11 protein-coding genes are annotated in these 18,275 nt (G+C 45.9%); 9 read left to right on the forward strand and 2 right to left on the reverse strand.

Going from position 1 to position 18,275, the window contains the following annotated elements; translation table 11 throughout:
- Nucleotide 1 precedes the first annotated feature (1 nt).
- Nucleotides 2–1,300 (forward strand): sensor histidine kinase, encoded by a 1,299-nt coding sequence (locus ACXAH6_RS13630; RefSeq protein WP_474877657.1) that lies wholly within the window; start codon nucleotides 2–4, stop codon nucleotides 1,298–1,300.
- Nucleotides 1,301–1,378: 78 nt separating this feature from the next.
- Nucleotides 1,379–3,229 carry a bifunctional diguanylate cyclase/phosphodiesterase gene (locus ACXAH6_RS13635; protein ID WP_474877658.1) on the forward strand — a complete coding sequence of 617 codons (1,851 nt, stop codon included), beginning with the start codon at nucleotides 1,379–1,381 and terminating at the stop codon, nucleotides 3,227–3,229.
- Nucleotide 3,230: 1 nt separating this feature from the next.
- Here the strand turns inward: ACXAH6_RS13635 and ACXAH6_RS13640 are convergent, their stop codons facing one another.
- Entirely contained in the window at nucleotides 3,231–4,571 is a 1,341-nt protein-coding gene (locus ACXAH6_RS13640) for an anti-phage deoxyguanosine triphosphatase (protein WP_474877660.1), read from the reverse strand.
- A gap of 73 nt (nucleotides 4,572–4,644) precedes the next feature.
- Nucleotides 4,645–5,526 (reverse strand): dienelactone hydrolase family protein, encoded by an 882-nt coding sequence (locus ACXAH6_RS13645; RefSeq protein WP_474877662.1) that lies wholly within the window; start codon nucleotides 5,524–5,526, stop codon nucleotides 4,645–4,647.
- A 271-nt stretch (nucleotides 5,527–5,797) separates the two neighbouring features.
- Here ACXAH6_RS13645 and ACXAH6_RS13650 point away from each other — a divergent pair, with 271 nt between their 5' ends.
- The 7 genes from ACXAH6_RS13650 (at nucleotide 5,798) to ACXAH6_RS13680 (ending at nucleotide 18,215) form a co-directional block, all read left to right on the forward strand.
- Nucleotides 5,798–7,267 (forward strand): family 43 glycosylhydrolase, encoded by a 1,470-nt coding sequence (locus tag ACXAH6_RS13650; protein WP_474877664.1) that lies wholly within the window; start codon nucleotides 5,798–5,800, stop codon nucleotides 7,265–7,267.
- Between the two features lie 201 nt (nucleotides 7,268–7,468).
- On the forward strand, nucleotides 7,469–8,449 hold the full coding sequence (locus ACXAH6_RS13655) for a tetratricopeptide repeat protein (RefSeq protein ID WP_474877666.1): 981 nt from the start codon (nucleotides 7,469–7,471) through the stop codon (nucleotides 8,447–8,449).
- A 128-nt stretch (nucleotides 8,450–8,577) separates the two neighbouring features.
- Complete coding sequence (locus tag ACXAH6_RS13660) at nucleotides 8,578–10,506, forward strand: alpha-amylase family glycosyl hydrolase (RefSeq protein WP_474877667.1); 1,929 nt, start codon at nucleotides 8,578–8,580, stop codon at nucleotides 10,504–10,506.
- Nucleotides 10,507–10,519: 13 nt separating this feature from the next.
- Nucleotides 10,520–12,940, forward strand: coding sequence for a TIM-barrel domain-containing protein (locus ACXAH6_RS13665; RefSeq protein WP_474877669.1), 2,421 nt, complete (start codon nucleotides 10,520–10,522; stop codon nucleotides 12,938–12,940).
- A 257-nt stretch (nucleotides 12,941–13,197) separates the two neighbouring features.
- A complete protein-coding gene (locus tag ACXAH6_RS13670; protein WP_474877670.1) occupies nucleotides 13,198–15,054 on the forward strand; it encodes a glycoside hydrolase family 13 protein in 1,857 nt (618 codons plus the stop codon).
- A gap of 16 nt (nucleotides 15,055–15,070) precedes the next feature.
- Nucleotides 15,071–16,519: an MFS transporter gene (locus tag ACXAH6_RS13675; RefSeq protein WP_474877672.1), complete on the forward strand. Its 1,449-nt coding sequence runs from the start codon at nucleotides 15,071–15,073 to the stop codon at nucleotides 16,517–16,519.
- A 10-nt stretch (nucleotides 16,520–16,529) separates the two neighbouring features.
- The gene (locus ACXAH6_RS13680; protein WP_474877673.1) at nucleotides 16,530–18,215 is read left to right on the forward strand and encodes an alpha-amylase family glycosyl hydrolase; all 1,686 of its coding nucleotides are present in this window, start codon (nucleotides 16,530–16,532) and stop codon (nucleotides 18,213–18,215) included.
- Nucleotides 18,216–18,275: the final 60 nt, after the last annotated feature.

Here is an 18,275-nt window from a genome sequence, read left to right on the forward strand (position 1 = left end):
TATGGATACATTTGATCAAAAGTTACTCGACAAACTGATGTCAACTACCCATTGGCAGAGCGGAGATATTTATTCAACGTTCGGTTTTGTGAAAGCTTTTATTGTTGATGACATTCAGGCTGCGCGTTTACGCATTTTTGAAATGACACCCGCGCAAGATGAATTGAACTGTATTTTTGATTCAGTTAATCAACAAACATCAGAGAAAATCAATAAGCGGGAAATGCCACTTTATTTTAAAGCGCTGTCAGAGGGCGTTCCTGTTTGTATTGATATGCAAGGGCAGGATTACCTTGTTCAGGAAATTAAACGTGAGATCACCACAGGTGAAAGCGAGCAGGCATGCCACCTCCCCATGTGGGGCGAAAATACCTTATTTGCAGTGCTAGTTCTTGATTTTGACACACCTATCTCGCCACTTGTCCATCACGCACTTAAATTGATTATCACCTTATTAGTGCAGGCTAAACAAAGGGTTGATTGCATTTTTTACCGTAGGGAAATCCAACAACTCAAGTCTATGGAGACCAAGTTACGACATCAGGTTGTTGAGGGAGAGAAGTTTGCGGCGCTTGGTTCTTTGGTGGCGTCGGTGACCCACGAAGTAAACACCCCTTTAGGGTTGTCGATCACCAGTGTGAGTAACCTGATTGACGAACTCACCACGTTGGACAACAAATTTAAGACAGGGGCATTGGATCAGGAGAGTTTTGAAGATTTTGTCGATATTGGCAAAGAGTCTTGTGACGTGATTCAAAATAATTTGTCGCGGGCTGCCAAAATCATCAAAGATTTTAAATCTACGGCAGTTGACCAATCGTCGAACGACAAGATTAAGTTTGATTTGAAAAAAGCGGTGACTAGCTTGGTATCTAGCGTGACACCCGAGCTCAACAAAAGACAAATTAAGGTTAACGTATCGGTACCCGAAGGGGTGGAAATGCAGTCTTTTCCTGGGTATCTGTCTCAGGTGATCACTAATTTACTAATTAACTCGATTACTCATGCCTTTGACAACACGCCTCACCCTGAAATTACCATCGAAGCGACAGTGAAAGACAACCAAGTGCTGTTTAACTATGCTGACAATGGTTGTGGTATCAGTGACGATATTCAAGATAACGTGTTTGACGCTTACTTTACGACAAAACGAGAGAGTGGAGGCAGTGGACTCGGGATGGCGATAATTAGAGATTTAGTGAAAGACAAATTACAAGGGTCAATAGAAATTGACGAGAATTATCGCGAGGGCGCGAGGTTTATGATTACCTTTGCTAAGGTAATAAAAACGATGTGTTAGATTATTATGTCCTTAACTCGTCAGCTGTGGTTATCACTTTTTTTAATAATGCTGTTAAATTCGGTAGGCAGCCTCTATATGCTGTTTACCTCAACGCGAGAAACGCTTGAAGAACAGCTGTTTCTCAAAAACGTTGATAATGCTACCTCACTAGCGCTGGTGTTAACCCAGTCGGAAAAATCTCCCACAACAATCGAGTTATTGATGGCTGCGAAATTCGACTCGGGCCATTATTCTAAAATAACGTTAGTAGACGAAAATCAGAGCGTTATTAATGAGATAACCTTTGATGATGACAGTTTTCTCGAAGCGCCATCTTGGTTTGTGGAATTTGCAAAGTTTAACGTTAAGGAAGGCGTAGCGCAGGTGAGCGAAGGCTGGTCAGTTTTCGGCACGCTTCATCTCGAGAGTCAAACGGCGTTTGCAATTAACATGCTCTGGGACAAATGCCGGTACTACATGCTGTTAATTGTTGTTTTGTTTTTTGTGGTTGGGGTAATCGGGACCGGTTGTTTACACGTTATTCTTAAACCACTAAACCGTATTGTTAATCAGGCAAATAGCTTCTCTGAGCGGCGATTTATCACTATCGCCAAACCCTGGACTTCTGACTTTGCACGCGTAGTGCGCGCAATGAATTCCTTAGCTGATCGCTTTAAAACTATTGTAATTGAAAACAACAAACGGTTGGAGGAAGCGCGTTTTCGCAGCCAGTACGATCAGGTTACGGGGTTGCCCAATATTAATGCGTTCTTTTCTATTTTAGAGTCACAACTTCGCTACAGAGATAAAGATGGTCAAAATGCGCTCATCGTGCATAGCTTAGGTGTAAAAGGCGGTGTCGATGTGCAGTCTTACCTAAAGGAAGATTTCAACAGTGTGTTCGCTCAATTTGCCGCCATGCTGACGCGTTTTTACGCGAAAAATGAGCAACTTTATACGGATGTCAGGTTGGCCAGAGTCAATGAAACGGAAGTCATGGTTCTACTGACAGACATTCAGGACTTTGCGACTTTTCAGAAAGCGGTAGAGGGCTATTTCTCAAAACTTAATTATGACGACAGTTTTATTAGCGCGTTAAAAGTGGATATTGCAGGTGTGTATCTCGATACCATGGAAGCTAGTTATAGTTTGATGGAACGAGTAGACGAGTTATTGGAGTTTGCGCAAAAGGGCGATCAACCAATTAATTGCCTGTTTTCGTCTGAGCGAGCAGTAGAGCGACAGTTTGATACTGACGCGGGCTGGATGAAAACCATCGATAAGGTTATCGATTCTGCGACGTTTTTTCTCAGCCCTGTGACGGATGCTCATGAAACCGTAATCCACAATCAGGCCTTGATGCAACTTGAATATGAAGGCCAACCCCGTAACGTTAGTTACTTTGCTGATATTATGCGACGCGTAAATAAGCTGGTTGATCTCGACGTACACTTTATTGAATTAGCATTGGAATACTTGGAAAAACACACCGATGTGTCACTCGCAATTTTACTGTTTGGCGAGACGATGCAACCCGAATCACACGAGCGAATTCGCCAGTTGTTTAAAGCGAATCCCCAGGCCTGTAAGCGGTTAATTATTGAATTTAGAGAAAGCAATGTGGTTACACATCTCGATATCTTCAGTGAGTTTTGTGTTATCGCCCATGAGTTTGACGTGAAACTTGGTTTGAAACGGGTAGGGGACAGTTTCTCTAAAGTGTTAAACGTGCACGAATTTGGATTGAGCCATATTAAAGTAGACAGTGCTTTTGTCTACGACATTGTCAACAATCAGGCCAATCAACTTTATTTAAGAGGGCTTGCCGACTTAGCACACGCACTTGGGTTACAGGTGATCGGCGACGGTGTCGTTAAAGACAAAGATGAAAGTGTCTTGTTTGATATTGGTTTTGACGCCGTCGGGCGGTTAAACGTTGAAGAGTAGGTTATAAACTCAACGTATCATGAGGGCCACTTCGTTTGGGCACAAACATGTTTGAATAAAGCCGTGAGGCAAATTCATCGGTCATGCCCGATATGTAATCTGCGATCACACGGGGGCCGTTGTGTGATTCTTCGGCGATTCGCCAACGCTTTCGGGTGTTTTCTGGTAACAGTCGGCTGGGATCAGAACTAAATGCTTCAAATAACTCCATAACGACTTGCTGGCCTTTGTATTCGAGTAACTGAACCTCGGGTTTGCGAATGACCTTGAAATAGACAAACTGCTTAAACAATTCGAGAGCTTGTTGGTGGGGTGCTGGCAACGATGCTTGATACTCCAGCAATGGGCTTGAAAACTTGCCTTGAGAAACAATGGTGATAGCGGTAATAAAACAGTTTACCAATGCCCCAATCACGTTTTTTCGCTCGTGATGTTCACTGCTAAAGAGCTTTTTGTCCATTCCTTGGAGTAAACCAGATAACCCTGGTACGTCAATTTGCTCCAATGGTGACAGTAGTCCTTCGACAAAATCTAAGCGGTTAATCATGCCCATTACAATCGCGTCTTCGAGGTCATGGATACCGTAGGCAATGTCATCTGCCAATTCCATAATCGAGCAATCAAACGACTTGTATTGAGTTTTGCTGTGTTTGCCGCTGATTGACTTGGTCTCGACGAAACGCGCTTTGTCTTCTTTAGACAAGGGCGCAATGACCCAATCAAACAAGGCTTCATCGCATCGAAATAAGCCCTTTGGTGGATGCCATTTATCCGCTTTAACCTGACGCAAGCCTGGCTGTTTGTCGGCAATAATAGCGGTGTTGGTTAAGGTATCGAGAAAATTAGGATACTTAATTAAACCCAAAATAGAACGACGGCTCAAATTCATGCCGCATGATGCGGTATAAGGTTCTAGTTGCGTAACGATGCGAAAGGTTTGCCCATTGCCTTCAAAGCCACCCGCGTCATGCATCATGTAATTGAGCGCAATTTCTCCGCCGTGACCGAAGGGGGGGTGACCAATGTCGTGCGCTAAGCACAAGGTTTCAATGAGATGAGGGTCTAGACCAATCTCGTCGGTTAGCGTTGGGTACTTCCCTTGTAACTGCGCAGCAATACCGGTTCCTATTTGTGCTGCTTCGAGTGAATGAGTGAGACGCGTGCGATAGAAATCAGACAAGCCAACACCCAACACTTGAGTTTTGGCTTGTAAGCGGCGAAATGCCGCGGAGTGAAGGACTCTTGCTTTATCGCGCTGATAAGGAGAGCGATGATCGCCGTCGCGGGATTGTGTGCGAGGTTGGCGTCTATCTTCCCATGCTAAGCTTACGTCCTTTTTCATTGTCACTTCTCTTTCGCAAATAGATTACTTGCTAGTGTGGGGGCGAAGTAAAACAAACGCAATGCTATTTAAGTTAATTCCCGTCGCAGAGCTTTTCCCGCAAAAATTGGTATGTGCGATCCCACGCTAATACCGAGGCGTCGTTATCAAAATATGGCGTCGCCGTATTGTGGAAACCGTGGTGTGTTTTGGGGTAGTGATAGGCATTAAAAGGCACAGCCTTTTGTGTTAACTGACCTTGGTAAGTTAACCATTTTGTTTGGGTTTGGATATCGTGCTCGGCAAAATGAAAGAGCAGCGGGACGTGAATTTGCTCGTGGTTACCTATTTTTTCAGGCGTACCGTTGAACGAGATAACCGCGCTGATGTTTGCTTGTGCACGGGTTGTAATAGTATTTGCTAATTCCCCACCAAAACCGAATCCAATCAGACCAACCTTACCTGTTGTATTATCTTGTGCCTGAACAAAGTCAATGGCGGCCATATAGTCGTGAACAATGCTGTCTTGGTTTAACGCTTGGGTTAATTTAATGCCACTTTCTTCATTACCCGGATAGCCTCCACGTGAATGCAGTGCGTCAGGGGCAAATGCAATGTAACCGGCCTTCGCCAGTTTACGTGCAATGTTTTTAATGTACGGGGTTAGGCCACCCTGTTCGTGAAGTACAAGCACAGCGGGGCGTTTTTCAGCAATATTGCGCGGAGACACCCAATACCCTTTACCTTGACCATGCCCTTCGGGAGAAGAAAACGTTCGATAGGTTGTCAGTATATCTGGGTCGTTGCCAGCTATGTAGTCTGTGTTCTCGCCATTGGGGCAGGCAAGGTTCATAGGTGTCGTGTCAGCAGACAGCGTGCTTACACGTGTCATAAAAACGCGATGGCTAATATCGCCGTGGGTATATTCATCATACCAGTCAAATGCTTGGTCTGGCACAGAAGATAATTGTGTCAATGCAGAATGTCCTTTTCTTAAAACCGATAAACACATCGCTGATTATCAGGCACATTTTCAATATCTTCAAAGAAAAAATGCCTCGACCTCTGTTTTGTTCAGGGTTGCGTTATCTTTTACTGCGTTTTAGACCTCTAATGATAATAAGTATCAATTGAAAAAGTAAATACCTATCTTGATCTGTTACAAAAATACTATATGGTATTAACATAATAAAATATTACAAATAAAGATTAACCACCCTTTAACTCGTCACACTCAGGAGACAACAATGAAAAGCACCGTTCAACTGCGCCATCGTTTTGCACTGTGGCTGCAACCTTGTTTACATCGCTTGAAGCGCTATCAAAAACACAGCCTATTATTGGCCTCTTTGGCAATAAGCAGCCATGCGATCGCCATTGATAATGGAGTTTATACGATAACCTCTAAACACAGTGGCAAGGCCGTAGAGGTGGTTAATGCATTGGGCAGTGACGGTGCGAATGTGCAGCAGTGGCCGTCAAATGGACATAACACCCAACGTTGGATCATTACTCAAACCGAAGATGGCTATTACTCTGTCATTAATCTTAATAGTGGCAAAGCACTGGAAGTTTACGAATGGTCTACAGCCGATGGTGGCAATGTAGTGCAGTACGAGTATATTGAAGGCGCTGGTCAGCAATGGACCATCACACAACAAAGTGATGGCTATTACAGTTTGATTAACCGTAACAGTGGCAAAGCCTTGGATTTGTATAACTTTGATACCTCAGATGGTGCCAACATTGCACAATGGGGCTATTGGGGAGGCGACGCTCAGCACTGGCAACTCACTAAGCTGGCAGATGTTGAATCTGCACCTTGGGACCCTTCAACTACAGGCGGCAGCCCCAATCATTGGCCGTTGACTGGTAACTTGGTGACCCATGATCCTACCATCGGCTATGAAAACGGCACCTGGTGGATTTTTCAAACTGGCCCGGGTATTTACGGTAAATACTCCTCTGACGGCGTAAATTGGTCTGGTGCGGCAGCTATTTTTCCTAGCGGACTAAGCTGGTGGAGTTCTTATGTGCCAGACCACGACGGTCTTGACGTATGGGCACCGGAATTAAAGTACTACAACGGTACGCCGTGGTTGTATTACTCTATTTCTACTTTCGGCTCTCGTGTTTCTGCCATTGGTTTAGCGTCAGCTTCATCAGTCGCAGCCGGTGATTGGCAAGATGAAGGTCTTGTGATCAACACCACAAACAGCAACGATTACAACGCCATTGACCCTGACCTCGTTATTGCTGAAGACGGCGCGCCTTGGTTGGCATTCGGCTCGTGGAATTCAGGCATTAAATTAATGCGAGTTAACCCCATGACCATGAAACCTTTTGGGGAAATGTACAGTTTGGCTGCACGCTCAGGTGGTATTGAAGCCCCCACTATTGTCTATCGTCAAGGTTATTACTATCTATTTGTTTCAGTGGGCATGTGTTGCAGCGGAGTCGACAGTACTTACAACATCGTTTACGGCCGTTCTACTGACATTAGAGGCCCTTATTTGGATAAAAATGGCGTGGATATGTTGAATAGTGGCGGCAGTACTCTTGATGCGGGCAATAGCACATGGGTAGGGCCTGGTGGTCAAGACATACTGAATACCGACGTGATGGTTCGTCACGCTTATGATGCAACCGACAGCGGTACACCAAAATTATTGATCAGTACCCTAAACTGGGATTCAAGTGGTTGGCCAACCTACTAACACATTTGGATCAGCCAATACTGCAAAACGGGCCTACAAGCCCGTTTTGTGCTTTTTAGTCTTTCGTTTCACCACCTGAAGCCATGGTGTAACTCATTGCTTTACATATTGATACATTTTTAGCCGTGACTTTAGGCACAGGCTAACCCTAACCTATGAGTACAAAATAAGACCAAAATTTATCATCAAAGGAATTCAGGTATGCGATTTGGTTCGGTTATTTTATTGTGTGGCGTGTTAAGCATGGGAAGTTTATCAGCCCAAGAAATGACCATTGATGTGTTCAAACAACAATGGGAACAATCGTCAGAAAAAGAAGGTAATGCTGCGGCACTAGTGCAATTGAGTGCATCTGCACTTAACAAACCGATACTCCAGTTTTTATTAGAACAAGATCCAGACAGGCTAGAGGACCTAGTCGATGACGGCGTAGATGACTATCCTGAATCTGCACAGCTTTGGTATTTGCGTGGCCGTGTTCACGCGATACTGGCGACTAGCAGCGTGTTTTCTGCTTTGTCTCATGCTAGTGATTCATTAGAGTCTTTCGAAAAAGCTGCGCAATTAGAACCATCTGAAATTGTTTACCAAAACGGTTTGTTCGGGTTTTATCAGAATGCTCCTGGCATTGCAGGCGGTAGTATTGAAAAAGCCATTAAGGTTGCTGAACATATTAAAACTTTGGATGAACGCGAAGGCTATCGCGCGCTCATTTCTATTGCGTTAGATAATGAAGAAGGCGATGCCGAGGCTTTGATTGCCGAGGCGAGTAAGGCATTAGGGCCTGTGCCTGAAATACCTTATATGCAAGGAATTGCATTGCAGGAACAGGAGTCTTATGACCTAGCCACTGCTGCTTTCAAAACGGCTATCGCCACGGAACTTGAAGATGAGACCAGCGCAGCATACAAACTACGTGCCTTATACCAATTGGGCCGCAATGCCGTATTAGCTAACTCTTATTCTTCGGATGCACAAAAGGCGTTGGAAACTTACTTAAGTGAAGAATGGGGCGAAGACGCAGGTTTACCGGAAAAAAACTGGGCACGATTGCGTTTGGCACAAATTCTCGTGCTCAATAAAGATATTGAACAAGCAAAAGGCCTTATTGCTCAAATCGACCCACAAGACGATGAGCGCTTAGTTAAGGCCGTTAAAACGTTCAAAAAGAAATCGCTCTAATACAATTGAATCTGCACTGGTGTTCAGCGGTAATAAATGAAATTTCACGGCTGAATACGTATGCATGTGTTTTAACATCCTGTTAACCGTTATGCTTGGACCAAGTTTTGGTTTTCAGGATGTAAAACATGCCTCATTTTCGTTTTGCTAACGCAGTTAACAAGGTTTCACTTGCGGTGTTAACTGCACTATCGTTAGGGTGTACTCCCAACACAGAAACTAACGAGTCTTCCGTGTCTTCTACACTATCAACTTCTCAACACATAGAAGTACCGCAAGCGGGCAAACCTGTGGTTTACCAAGTGTTCACCCGTTTGTTTGGCAATACTAATACCACCAATAAACCGTGGGGTACCATTGACGAAAACGGGGTGGGTAAGTTTGCCGATTTTACAGACGAGGCGTTAGAAGGGATCAAAGAGCTCGGAACCACACATATTTGGTACACCGGTGTTCCTCATCATGCGGTAATTCACGATTACACCCAATATGGGATCAGTAATGACGACCCAGATGTAGTAAAAGGTCGGGCAGGCTCTCCTTATGCAGTAAAAGACTATTACAATGTGAACCCTGATCTGGCAGTCGACCCTGCCCAGCGCTTAGCAGAATTTGAAGCACTTATCGACCGTACCCATTCTCATGGGATGAAAGTGATCATTGATATTGTGCCAAACCACGTTGCCCGTGATTATCATTCACTGTCTCATCCAGCAGGCACAAGTGATTTTGGCGCCAATGACGACACCAGTGTTGCATATAACCGTGACAACAACTTTTATTATGTGGTTGGCGAGAAGTTTGTCGTGCCTGAGAGTAAGAATGGCTACCAGCCATTGGGCGGTGAATCTCATCCTCTAGCAGATGGGTATTTTGACGAAAACCCTGCTAAGTGGACGGGTAACGGCTCGCGCGAAGCACAACCTGATGCCAATGATTGGTACGAAACCGTGAAAGTGAATTACGGGATAAAACCCGACGGTAGCAAGGACTTTCCGTTATTACCCGAAGGTTTTGATGAGCAAGATTACCACGCTCATGCCGCTTTTTGGCAGGATAAAGACGTACCTGACTCATGGGAGAAATTCCGCGACATTACTCAATATTGGCTGGATAAAGGTGTCGATGGCTTCCGTTATGACATGGCAGAAATGGTGCCGGTGGAGTTTTGGTCTTATTTAAACTCGTCGATTAAGAGCAAGAATCCCGATGCATTTTTACTGGCAGAAGTGTATCAACCGCATTTGTACAGAGACTATCTGCGTTTGGGGAAAATGGATTACCTGTATGACAAAGTAGAATTTTACGACTCGCTAAAAGCGGTGATGCAAGGGAAGGGCGATACGGCCGCGTTAGCTGCTATTCAAACCTCCATGGCCGATATAGACAGCCATATGCTGCACTTTTTGGAAAACCACGATGAGCAGCGCATTGCGTCTCCAGATTTTGCCGGTAGTGCAGAAAAAGGCAAACCTGCCATGGTGGTCTCTGCGCTAATCAGCCGCTCACCAACCATGTTGTATTTTGGTCAGGAAGTGGGCGAAGACGGCAGCGAAGAAACCGGATTTGGCGACCCCACTCGTACCACTATTTTTGATTATGCTGGCGTACCGGCTCATCAGCGTTGGATGAATAATGGAGCGTTTGATGGCGGTCAGTTAAGTACGGAAGAAAAAGCCCTACGCAATTTTTATAAGCGCGTTTTGAACATTTCAGCCCAGTATCCTGCTATGAAAGGGCAGTATCAAAGCTTACACGATGAGAGTTTGGCCGCTGGCAGTGATTACTCTCAATCTCAATTTGCGTTTGCTCGATGGTCTGAAGGCCAACATGTGATAGTTGCATCGAATTTTGATGCCGCAGCCAGTGCTAATGTCACCCTTGCGTTGCCGTTGTCGCTAATCAAAAACTGGCAATTGTCTGAAGGCGAGTATGAGTTAACAGAACAGCTCAATACTGCGTTTGGCAACAACGCGTTGCTCGTTGACGGGCAGGGTGGGCAAGTCAGTGTGACACTACCGCCATTAGGCTCAGTTGTGTACACCCTTGAGAAGTAGGAGTGAGATGATCGTGCAGAAATTATCATTGAATACGGTGATCTCGTCGACTTTTAAGCGTGCCGTATCAGGCTTATTCCTGGTTGCGGTTTTAACACCGTCGGCGACGTTTGCGGCAGTGGACACATATGGCCTTAAAGACAATGTACTTACTCTTAAAGAAGGCGATAAAACACTGACTATCCACGCGCTAGCCAATCAGGCATTTAGCGTGACGATGACCCAACCCGGCTCTAATAATCTCCCTTCACAGGCTTTGGCTGACGAAGCTTCCACACCACCTATGGTCACCGTTGTTGAAACCGATAGTCAGATTGTTTTAGACGCAGGCATTGCCGATGTACACATCGACAAAGCGTCTTTGCAGCTATCCTATTATTTGGATAACCAGTTGAGGCTTTCGGAATCTTCCGGATTATCTGTGGCAGACGATATTGTTGCTTTAGGTATGCAATTGCAAAGCGGCGAGCGTTTGTACGGTGGTGGCCAACGGGTACTGGGTATGGATCGTCGCGGCCACAAAATGCCACTCTACAACCGCGCCCACTATGGCTATACCACTGAGTCTAATCAAATGTATTACGGCTTGCCGGCTGTGATGTCATCTTTAGGTTATAGCGTTATCTTTGACAATACCGCCAGTGGCGAGTTGGATATAGGGGCGACTAATGCGAACGAATTGGCGTTTTCAGCCAAGGGCGGCAGTGCCAGCTATATCGTGGTTTTGGGAGAAAACCTCACCAATACCGTTACCAACACGGTAAAAACAACCGGCACCCAACCGCTGCCGCCGCGCTGGGCGCTGGGGAACTTTGCCTCACGGTTTGGCTATCATACTCAAGATGAAGTGGTATCCGTGGCTAAAGCATTCGACCAGCAAGATATTCCTTTAGACGGTATTGTTCTCGACCTTTACTGGTTTGGTAAAGATGTGAAAGGCCACATGGGTAACCTTGATTGGGACCGCGATACGTTTCCCGACCCTGAAGGGATGATTGCGCAATTACGCGATGATCACATCAATACGGTGGTGATCACAGAGCCGTTTATTCTTAGCACGTCGAAACAATGGGAGAGCGCGGTTGACGCTGAAGCGTTAGTTACACAACAGGACGGCTCCCCTTATCGATTTGATTTCTATTTCGGTAATACGGGGTTAGTCGATGTGTTTAACCCCCAAGCCCAAGACTGGTTTTGGCAGTTTTATGAGAAGCTGGCTAAACAAGGCGTAGCTGGCTGGTGGGGAGATTTAGGTGAGCCTGAAGTGCACCCAGATGACAGTTTACATTTGTGGAATTCACAAAAAGTGCGCGGCGATGCCGTTCACAATGCCTATGGGCATCAGTGGGCCAAAATGGTGTACCAAGGGCTACGGGAATTACAACCCGAACAGCGCCCCTTTATATTGATGCGTGCCGGTTTTGCTGGTAGCCAGCGTTATGGCATGATCCCGTGGACGGGAGATGTCAGTCGCAGTTGGGGAGGTTTACAACCTCAGGTGGAACTTGCGTTGCAAATGAGTGTGTTTGGTTTAGCGTATACGCATTCTGATCTAGGCGGGTTTGCTGGAGGGGAGGCCTTCGACCCAGAGCTATACCTACGCTGGTTGCAGTTTGGCGTGTTTTCACCTGTGTTTCGCCCTCATGCCCAAGAAGCCATTGCCCCTGAGCCTATTTTCCACCCCGATCCGGTAAAATCGATAGTGAGAGACTTTATTAAGTTGCGCTATGCTATGTTGCCGTACAATTATTCCTTGGCCTACCAAAATAGCTTAATGGGTTTGCCCTTGATGCGGCCACTCGCTATGAGCCAATCTGAGGACCAATGGTTCACACAATCAGCAAGTTATATGTGGGGTGATGCGTTTTTAGTCTCACCAGTTACTACACCGCATCAAACCGAATGGGCTGTGGCTTTGCCGCCGGGCGTATGGTTCGACTTTTTCAGTGGTAAGCGCTATTTAGGCGACCGCATGGTCAACTATCCGTTAACCGATGCAACCTTGCCGGTATGGGTAAAAGCGGGCAGTTTTGTGCCCATGACACCATCTATAAATCGCACTGCCGATTACGACGGTTCAGAATTGGTCATGCATTACTGGGTTAACCCAGATAAAGCCAACTCAGCTTATACCCTTTATGATGATGACGGTAAGTCACCTTTGTCTATCTCACAAGGGACATACAGTGAGTTGCATTTTGCGGCAGAGTATAAGACTAAGGGGTTTGAACTGTCGTTGACTAGCGAAGGTAGCTACATAGGTATGCCACAAACTCGACATATTCAGTGGGTGATCCACGGGTTACGCAAAACACCTACAAAAGTGGAGTTAAATGGTCATCAGGTGGAATTCCAGTGGGATAAACAAGCGCAGCGGTTAACCCTCGACACCCAGTACAATTATCAGCAGGTCCAGTTGTTAACTGTTCACTAAATGAGAATTGAAAAGGGGGCATTGGCTCCCTTTTCATTGTACACGAGCCAATTTTGTGCCGTGATGCACTGGTACCTGATGGTTAAATACACAGATTCATTTTGAATACGTATGCATGTGGTTGGTCTGTTTACACTAGACAGGTACTATCCACTGTATGTTAACGTCCCATTAACACGAATAAGGACGTTCTATTCTGATAACGCGGTGTGGTTAATTTCAGCAACGCTTATCAACTGGTAATTGGAGCCCAATCAATGCGTTTTTCCTTTTGTTGGCCAGCAAAATCTGCGGTCATTGCACTGAGTGCTATCTTTTGTTCTAGCGCCGCATGTGCATTGGAAGTTTCTCCACCTTCGTGGTGGGTGGGTATGAAACAAGAAACGGTGCAACTCATGGTGCATCATCCTGACATCGCGAATGCAAACGTTCGCGTAAATTATCCCGGCGTACGCATAGTGAATGTTGATAGTTTGGATAATCCGAACTATGCGTTTATCGACCTGGATTTGGCTAATGCGAATGCGGGGACCATGACTCTCACCTTTGCCTGGCCTAACGGGCAGGTGGCGAGCATGGAATACGAACTTGCGGCACGTCGCCCCCAGTCGGCGCTGCGCCAAGGGTTTTCGCCTTCTGATGCGATTTATTTGATCACGCCAGACCGATTTGCCAACGGCGATAAAGAAAACGATGAAGTCGCGCCCTACAAAGATACGCTAGACAGAGACTGTAAAGGGTGTCGTCACGGAGGTGATATTGCTGGTATTGAACAGCATCTAGATTACATTCAAGACATGGGGTTTACTCAGATTTGGACCATGCCGTTGTTAGAAAACGCCATGGACAGTTACTCATATCACGGTTACTCCACCACAGATTATTATCGCATCGACCCACGCTTTGGCTCTAATCAAGACTACCAGCAACTAAGCCAACAGGCCAAAGCCCATGGTATCGGCATAATTATGGATGTGATCTTGAATCACATTGGTAGCGAACACCCATGGATGCAGGATTTGCCGAGTAAAAACTGGATCCACCACACAGACAGTTTCGTGCAAACTACTCACCGCCGTGAAGCATTACACGACCCTCACGGTACACAGGCAGATCAACAAGCATTCAGCGACGGTTGGTTTGTTCCTACCATGCCAGACATGAATCAACAGGTCCCTCAATTGGCGACCTACCTGATCCAAAATGCCATTTGGTGGGTGGAATATGCCGATTTAAGTGGCATACGCGTCGATACTTACTCGTATTCTGACAAAGACTTCTTGTCTCAGTGGACGGCGCGCTTGATGAGCGAGTACCCAAACCTGAATATTGTGGGCGAGGAATGGTCGGTAAACCCGATTATTACGTCTTACTGGCAAGCGGGTACTCCTCGTCGTGATGACTACCAAAGTGCATTGCCAAGTGTGATGGATTTTCCATTGCAAACCGCGTTAGTGCAGTCGTTGAAGAACGAAGAAAATTGGGCTACCGGATTACGACAGTTGTATGAAGTACTGGCAACTGACTTTGTTTATGGCGACCCGTACAACCTGGTGGTGTTTGCCGACAATCACGATATGAGCCGTATCTTCACTCAGTTAGATGAAGATCTTGAACTTTGGAATATGGCCATGACATTTATACTGACCACCAGAGGTATTCCACAAGTTTTCTACGGTACTGAGATTCTTATGGCGAATCCGGGAACAGAAGATCACGGCATTATTCGACAAGATTTCCCCGGTGGTTGGTTGGGTGACAAACAAAACGCCTTTACTCAACAAGGGCTATCTGAACAGCAAGTGTATGCGCAAAATCGTATTAAAGCGCTGTTACAGATGCGCCAACAACATCCAGCTATTGGTCGAGGTGATCTGGTGCATTATTCACCAGAAGAGGGGGCGTATGTGTATTTTCGCCGTCACAAGTCAGACCGTGTGATGGTTATTATTAATAAGCAAAATCAGCCCCTTGAGCTAGACTTAGCGCGATTTGATGAAAATTTGAAAGGCTATAAAGCCGCCACTCAATTGGCGTCAGGAGAACGAGTCGCCTTAGGTGATTCGTTAACCCTTCCAGCAAGAAGTGCCACTGTGTGGACACTGGAACAATAATAATTAAGAGATTTCTATGCAGCAATCACAACCAAAATTAAGTTTCTGGCAAATTTGGAATGTCAGCTTTGGCTTCCTCGGTGTGCAGTTTGGCTTTGCTCTGCAAAATGCCAACGTAAGCCGAATTCTTTCTGACCTCGGGGCAGACCTTCATTCTTTATCTTTGTTCTGGCTTGTCGCGCCTATTATGGGCCTCATTGTTCAACCTATGGTAGGGGCCGCTTCCGACCGCACTTGGAATCGTTTAGGCCGTCGCCGTCCGTTTATTCTTGCCGGTGCGATCGCCGCTGCAATTGGCATGTTGTTAATGCCAAACGCGCCGTTATTCGTGGCCTTTATGGCACCCATGCTATTTGGCGCCATGATGCTGGCATTGATGGACGCCTCATTCAATGTCTGCTTCCAGCCATTTCGTTCTTTGGTATCAGACATGGTACCGGGGAGTCAGCGCAATATTGGCTATTCGGTGCAATCCCTACTGATTAACATTGGGGCAGTGGTGGGATCTATTTTGCCTTTCGTGCTTACCAATGTGATTGGTTTAGACAATACCGCAAAGGTTGGTGAGGTAGCCCCTTCTGTGGTGTGGGCATTTTATCTTGGGGCAACCATTCTTTTAGGCTCGGTATTATGGACCGTGTTCAGAACCAAAGAATATGCGCCTGAAGACTACAACCGTTACAAAGGGTTAGACACCGAGGCTCAAAAAGGCGAAGAGAAAAAAGACGCTTTTTGGTCTTTGGTGGTGAACATGCCAAAAACCATGAAACAGTTGGCTGTGGTGCAATTTTTCTCGTGGTTTGCCTTGTTTATTATGTGGGTTTACACCATGCCAGCGATCACCCAGCACATCTGGAATGTGGATGTGAAATGGTTTGATCCGGCCTATTTGCAATCTGTAAGTGAAGTGCCTGCACATATCATTGCTGCAAAAGGCGCAGCAGGAGATTGGGTAGGTATTTTGTTTGCCGCTTACTCGGTATTTGCAGCAGTGTTTTCTGTGTTTCTTGCGCGCCTAGCTGACAAATTTGGCCGTAAGCAAATCTATGCTGGTTCATTGATTCTCGGTGGCGTGAGTTATGCCAGCTTTATGTTGTTCCAAGACCTCACTCCCATGGACGTTAACTTGCTGATCACGCAAGTCACGGTGCCTGCTGGTGCAGTAAAACTATTATTACCCATGATTGGTATTGGTATTGCGTGGGCAGCCATTTTGGCAATGCCATACGCTATGTTGGCCGGTTCACTGCCTGCCAATAAAACGGGCGTTTATATGGGGATCTTTAACTTCACGGTTGCGGCACCACAAATTGTCTCAGGGCTAGTGTCGGGTTGGATATTAAGTGAAGTCTTCAATAATGAAGCCAAGTACATCATTTTGGTAGCAGGTGCATCCATGATTTGTGGGGCCATTGCGGTGTTCTTTGTAAAAGAGCAAGACCAACACACAACGCACAATATCTAGGTGAGTGAGTATGAAAACCCAATTACATTCAATCAGTGTTGCATTAATCGCCGCAGGTTTATCTGCTTGTGCGAGTACCACTTCGCCAGATTCCAATGACAAAGTGCCCAGTTTTTACGGTACTCATGAAGCGTTTGCCAAAGAAGCCATTTACTTTGTTATGACCGACCGTTTTGTCGACGGTGATCCTTCGAATAATCATGAAGATCAAGGCGGCGAGCATCCTACCTTTAACCTGAGATTAGACGGGCCGGATGGGCAGCACGCCAACGTTGGTTACATGGGAGGCGATTTACAAGGCGTGTTGGACAACGCTCAATTTATCGCAGATATGGGCTTTACCGCCGTATGGTTAACGCCTGTGGTTGATAACCCTGATGAAGCCTTTACCGGAGGTGAACCTATCGAGTTTGGCGGCGCTTTTAAAGATGGCGGTAAAACAGGTTATCACGGTTATTGGGCTACCAATTTCTACGTTGCCGATGAGCATTTGGTGAGTGAAAACTTGAGCTATAAAGATTACACCGCCACCATGCGCGAAAAATTTGGTCTCAAAAGTGTGTTCGATATTGTGGCAAACCATGGCTCGCCGAGCTTTACGATGGCAGTAGACCAACCTGGGTTTGGTGAATTGTACGACGCCGAAGGCAAATTAGTGGCGGATCACAGTAACCTCAAGCCTGAAGACCTAGATAAATCAAACCCTTTGCACGCCTTTTATCATGATTTCCCTGATTTGATGCAGCTATCAAATTTGGATGAAACCAACCCTGACGTGCAAGATTACTTGATTAACAGCTACTTGTATTGGATCAGCCAAGGCGCGGATGCGTTTCGCATTGACACCATACGCCATGTACCTCATGGGTTTTGGCGTTTGATGTCTGACCGTATTCGCGCTCAATACCCCAACTTTTATATGTTCGGTGAAAGCTTCCAGTACGATGCAAACTTTATCGCCCAACACACTTTACCAAAGAACGGTAACATCTCGGTATTGGACTTCCCAATGCAAAAGGCGATGGTGAGTGTTTTTGAAAACCCAGACAGTGATTACGCCGAGTTAGCCAGCGCATTGTATTTAATGCACGGGCCATATAATAATGTGTACGACCTGACAACGTTTTACGATAACCACGACATGGCGCGTATGAACGCGTCAGACAATGGTTTTATTGATGCCCACAACTGGCTTTTCACTGCACGCGGTATACCAGTCGTGTACCAAGGCTCTGAAGTTGGGTTTATGCGAGGTACAGCTGAGCATGTGGGTAATCGCAATTATTATGGTCAAGCGAACATCGATGCCGCGCCGAGTCACCCCATTTATCAAGCATTAACGCGTATTGCGAATGTGCGTAAAGTGACGCCAGCATTACAACAAGGTTTGCAGGTGATGTTGACACTTGAAGGTGATCGCGCAGCCTTTTATCGGGTGTTACAAGACCAAGATACTGCGCAAACCGCCTTGGTACTGTTAAATAAAGGTGATGAAGCCGATTCTTATGTGATTAGTGAAGGCATGCAAGCGGGAGAGTGGCAGGAGCAATTATCAGGCGCACGCCAAGTGATTACCGCTGGCCAACCCCTTAATGCTGCTGTTCCTGCTCACGGCGTTCAGGTGTGGGTACGCAACGGAAATATCGTCTCTGAAGAGCTAATTCAGAAACTCAACGCGTTGATGGATAATAAATAGAATAGGTACAAGGGGAATAAAAACGGTGTTATCAAAGCGATGACACCGTTTTTTAATGGT

Source organism: Alteromonas sp. ABE4_545, assembly GCF_056161325.1.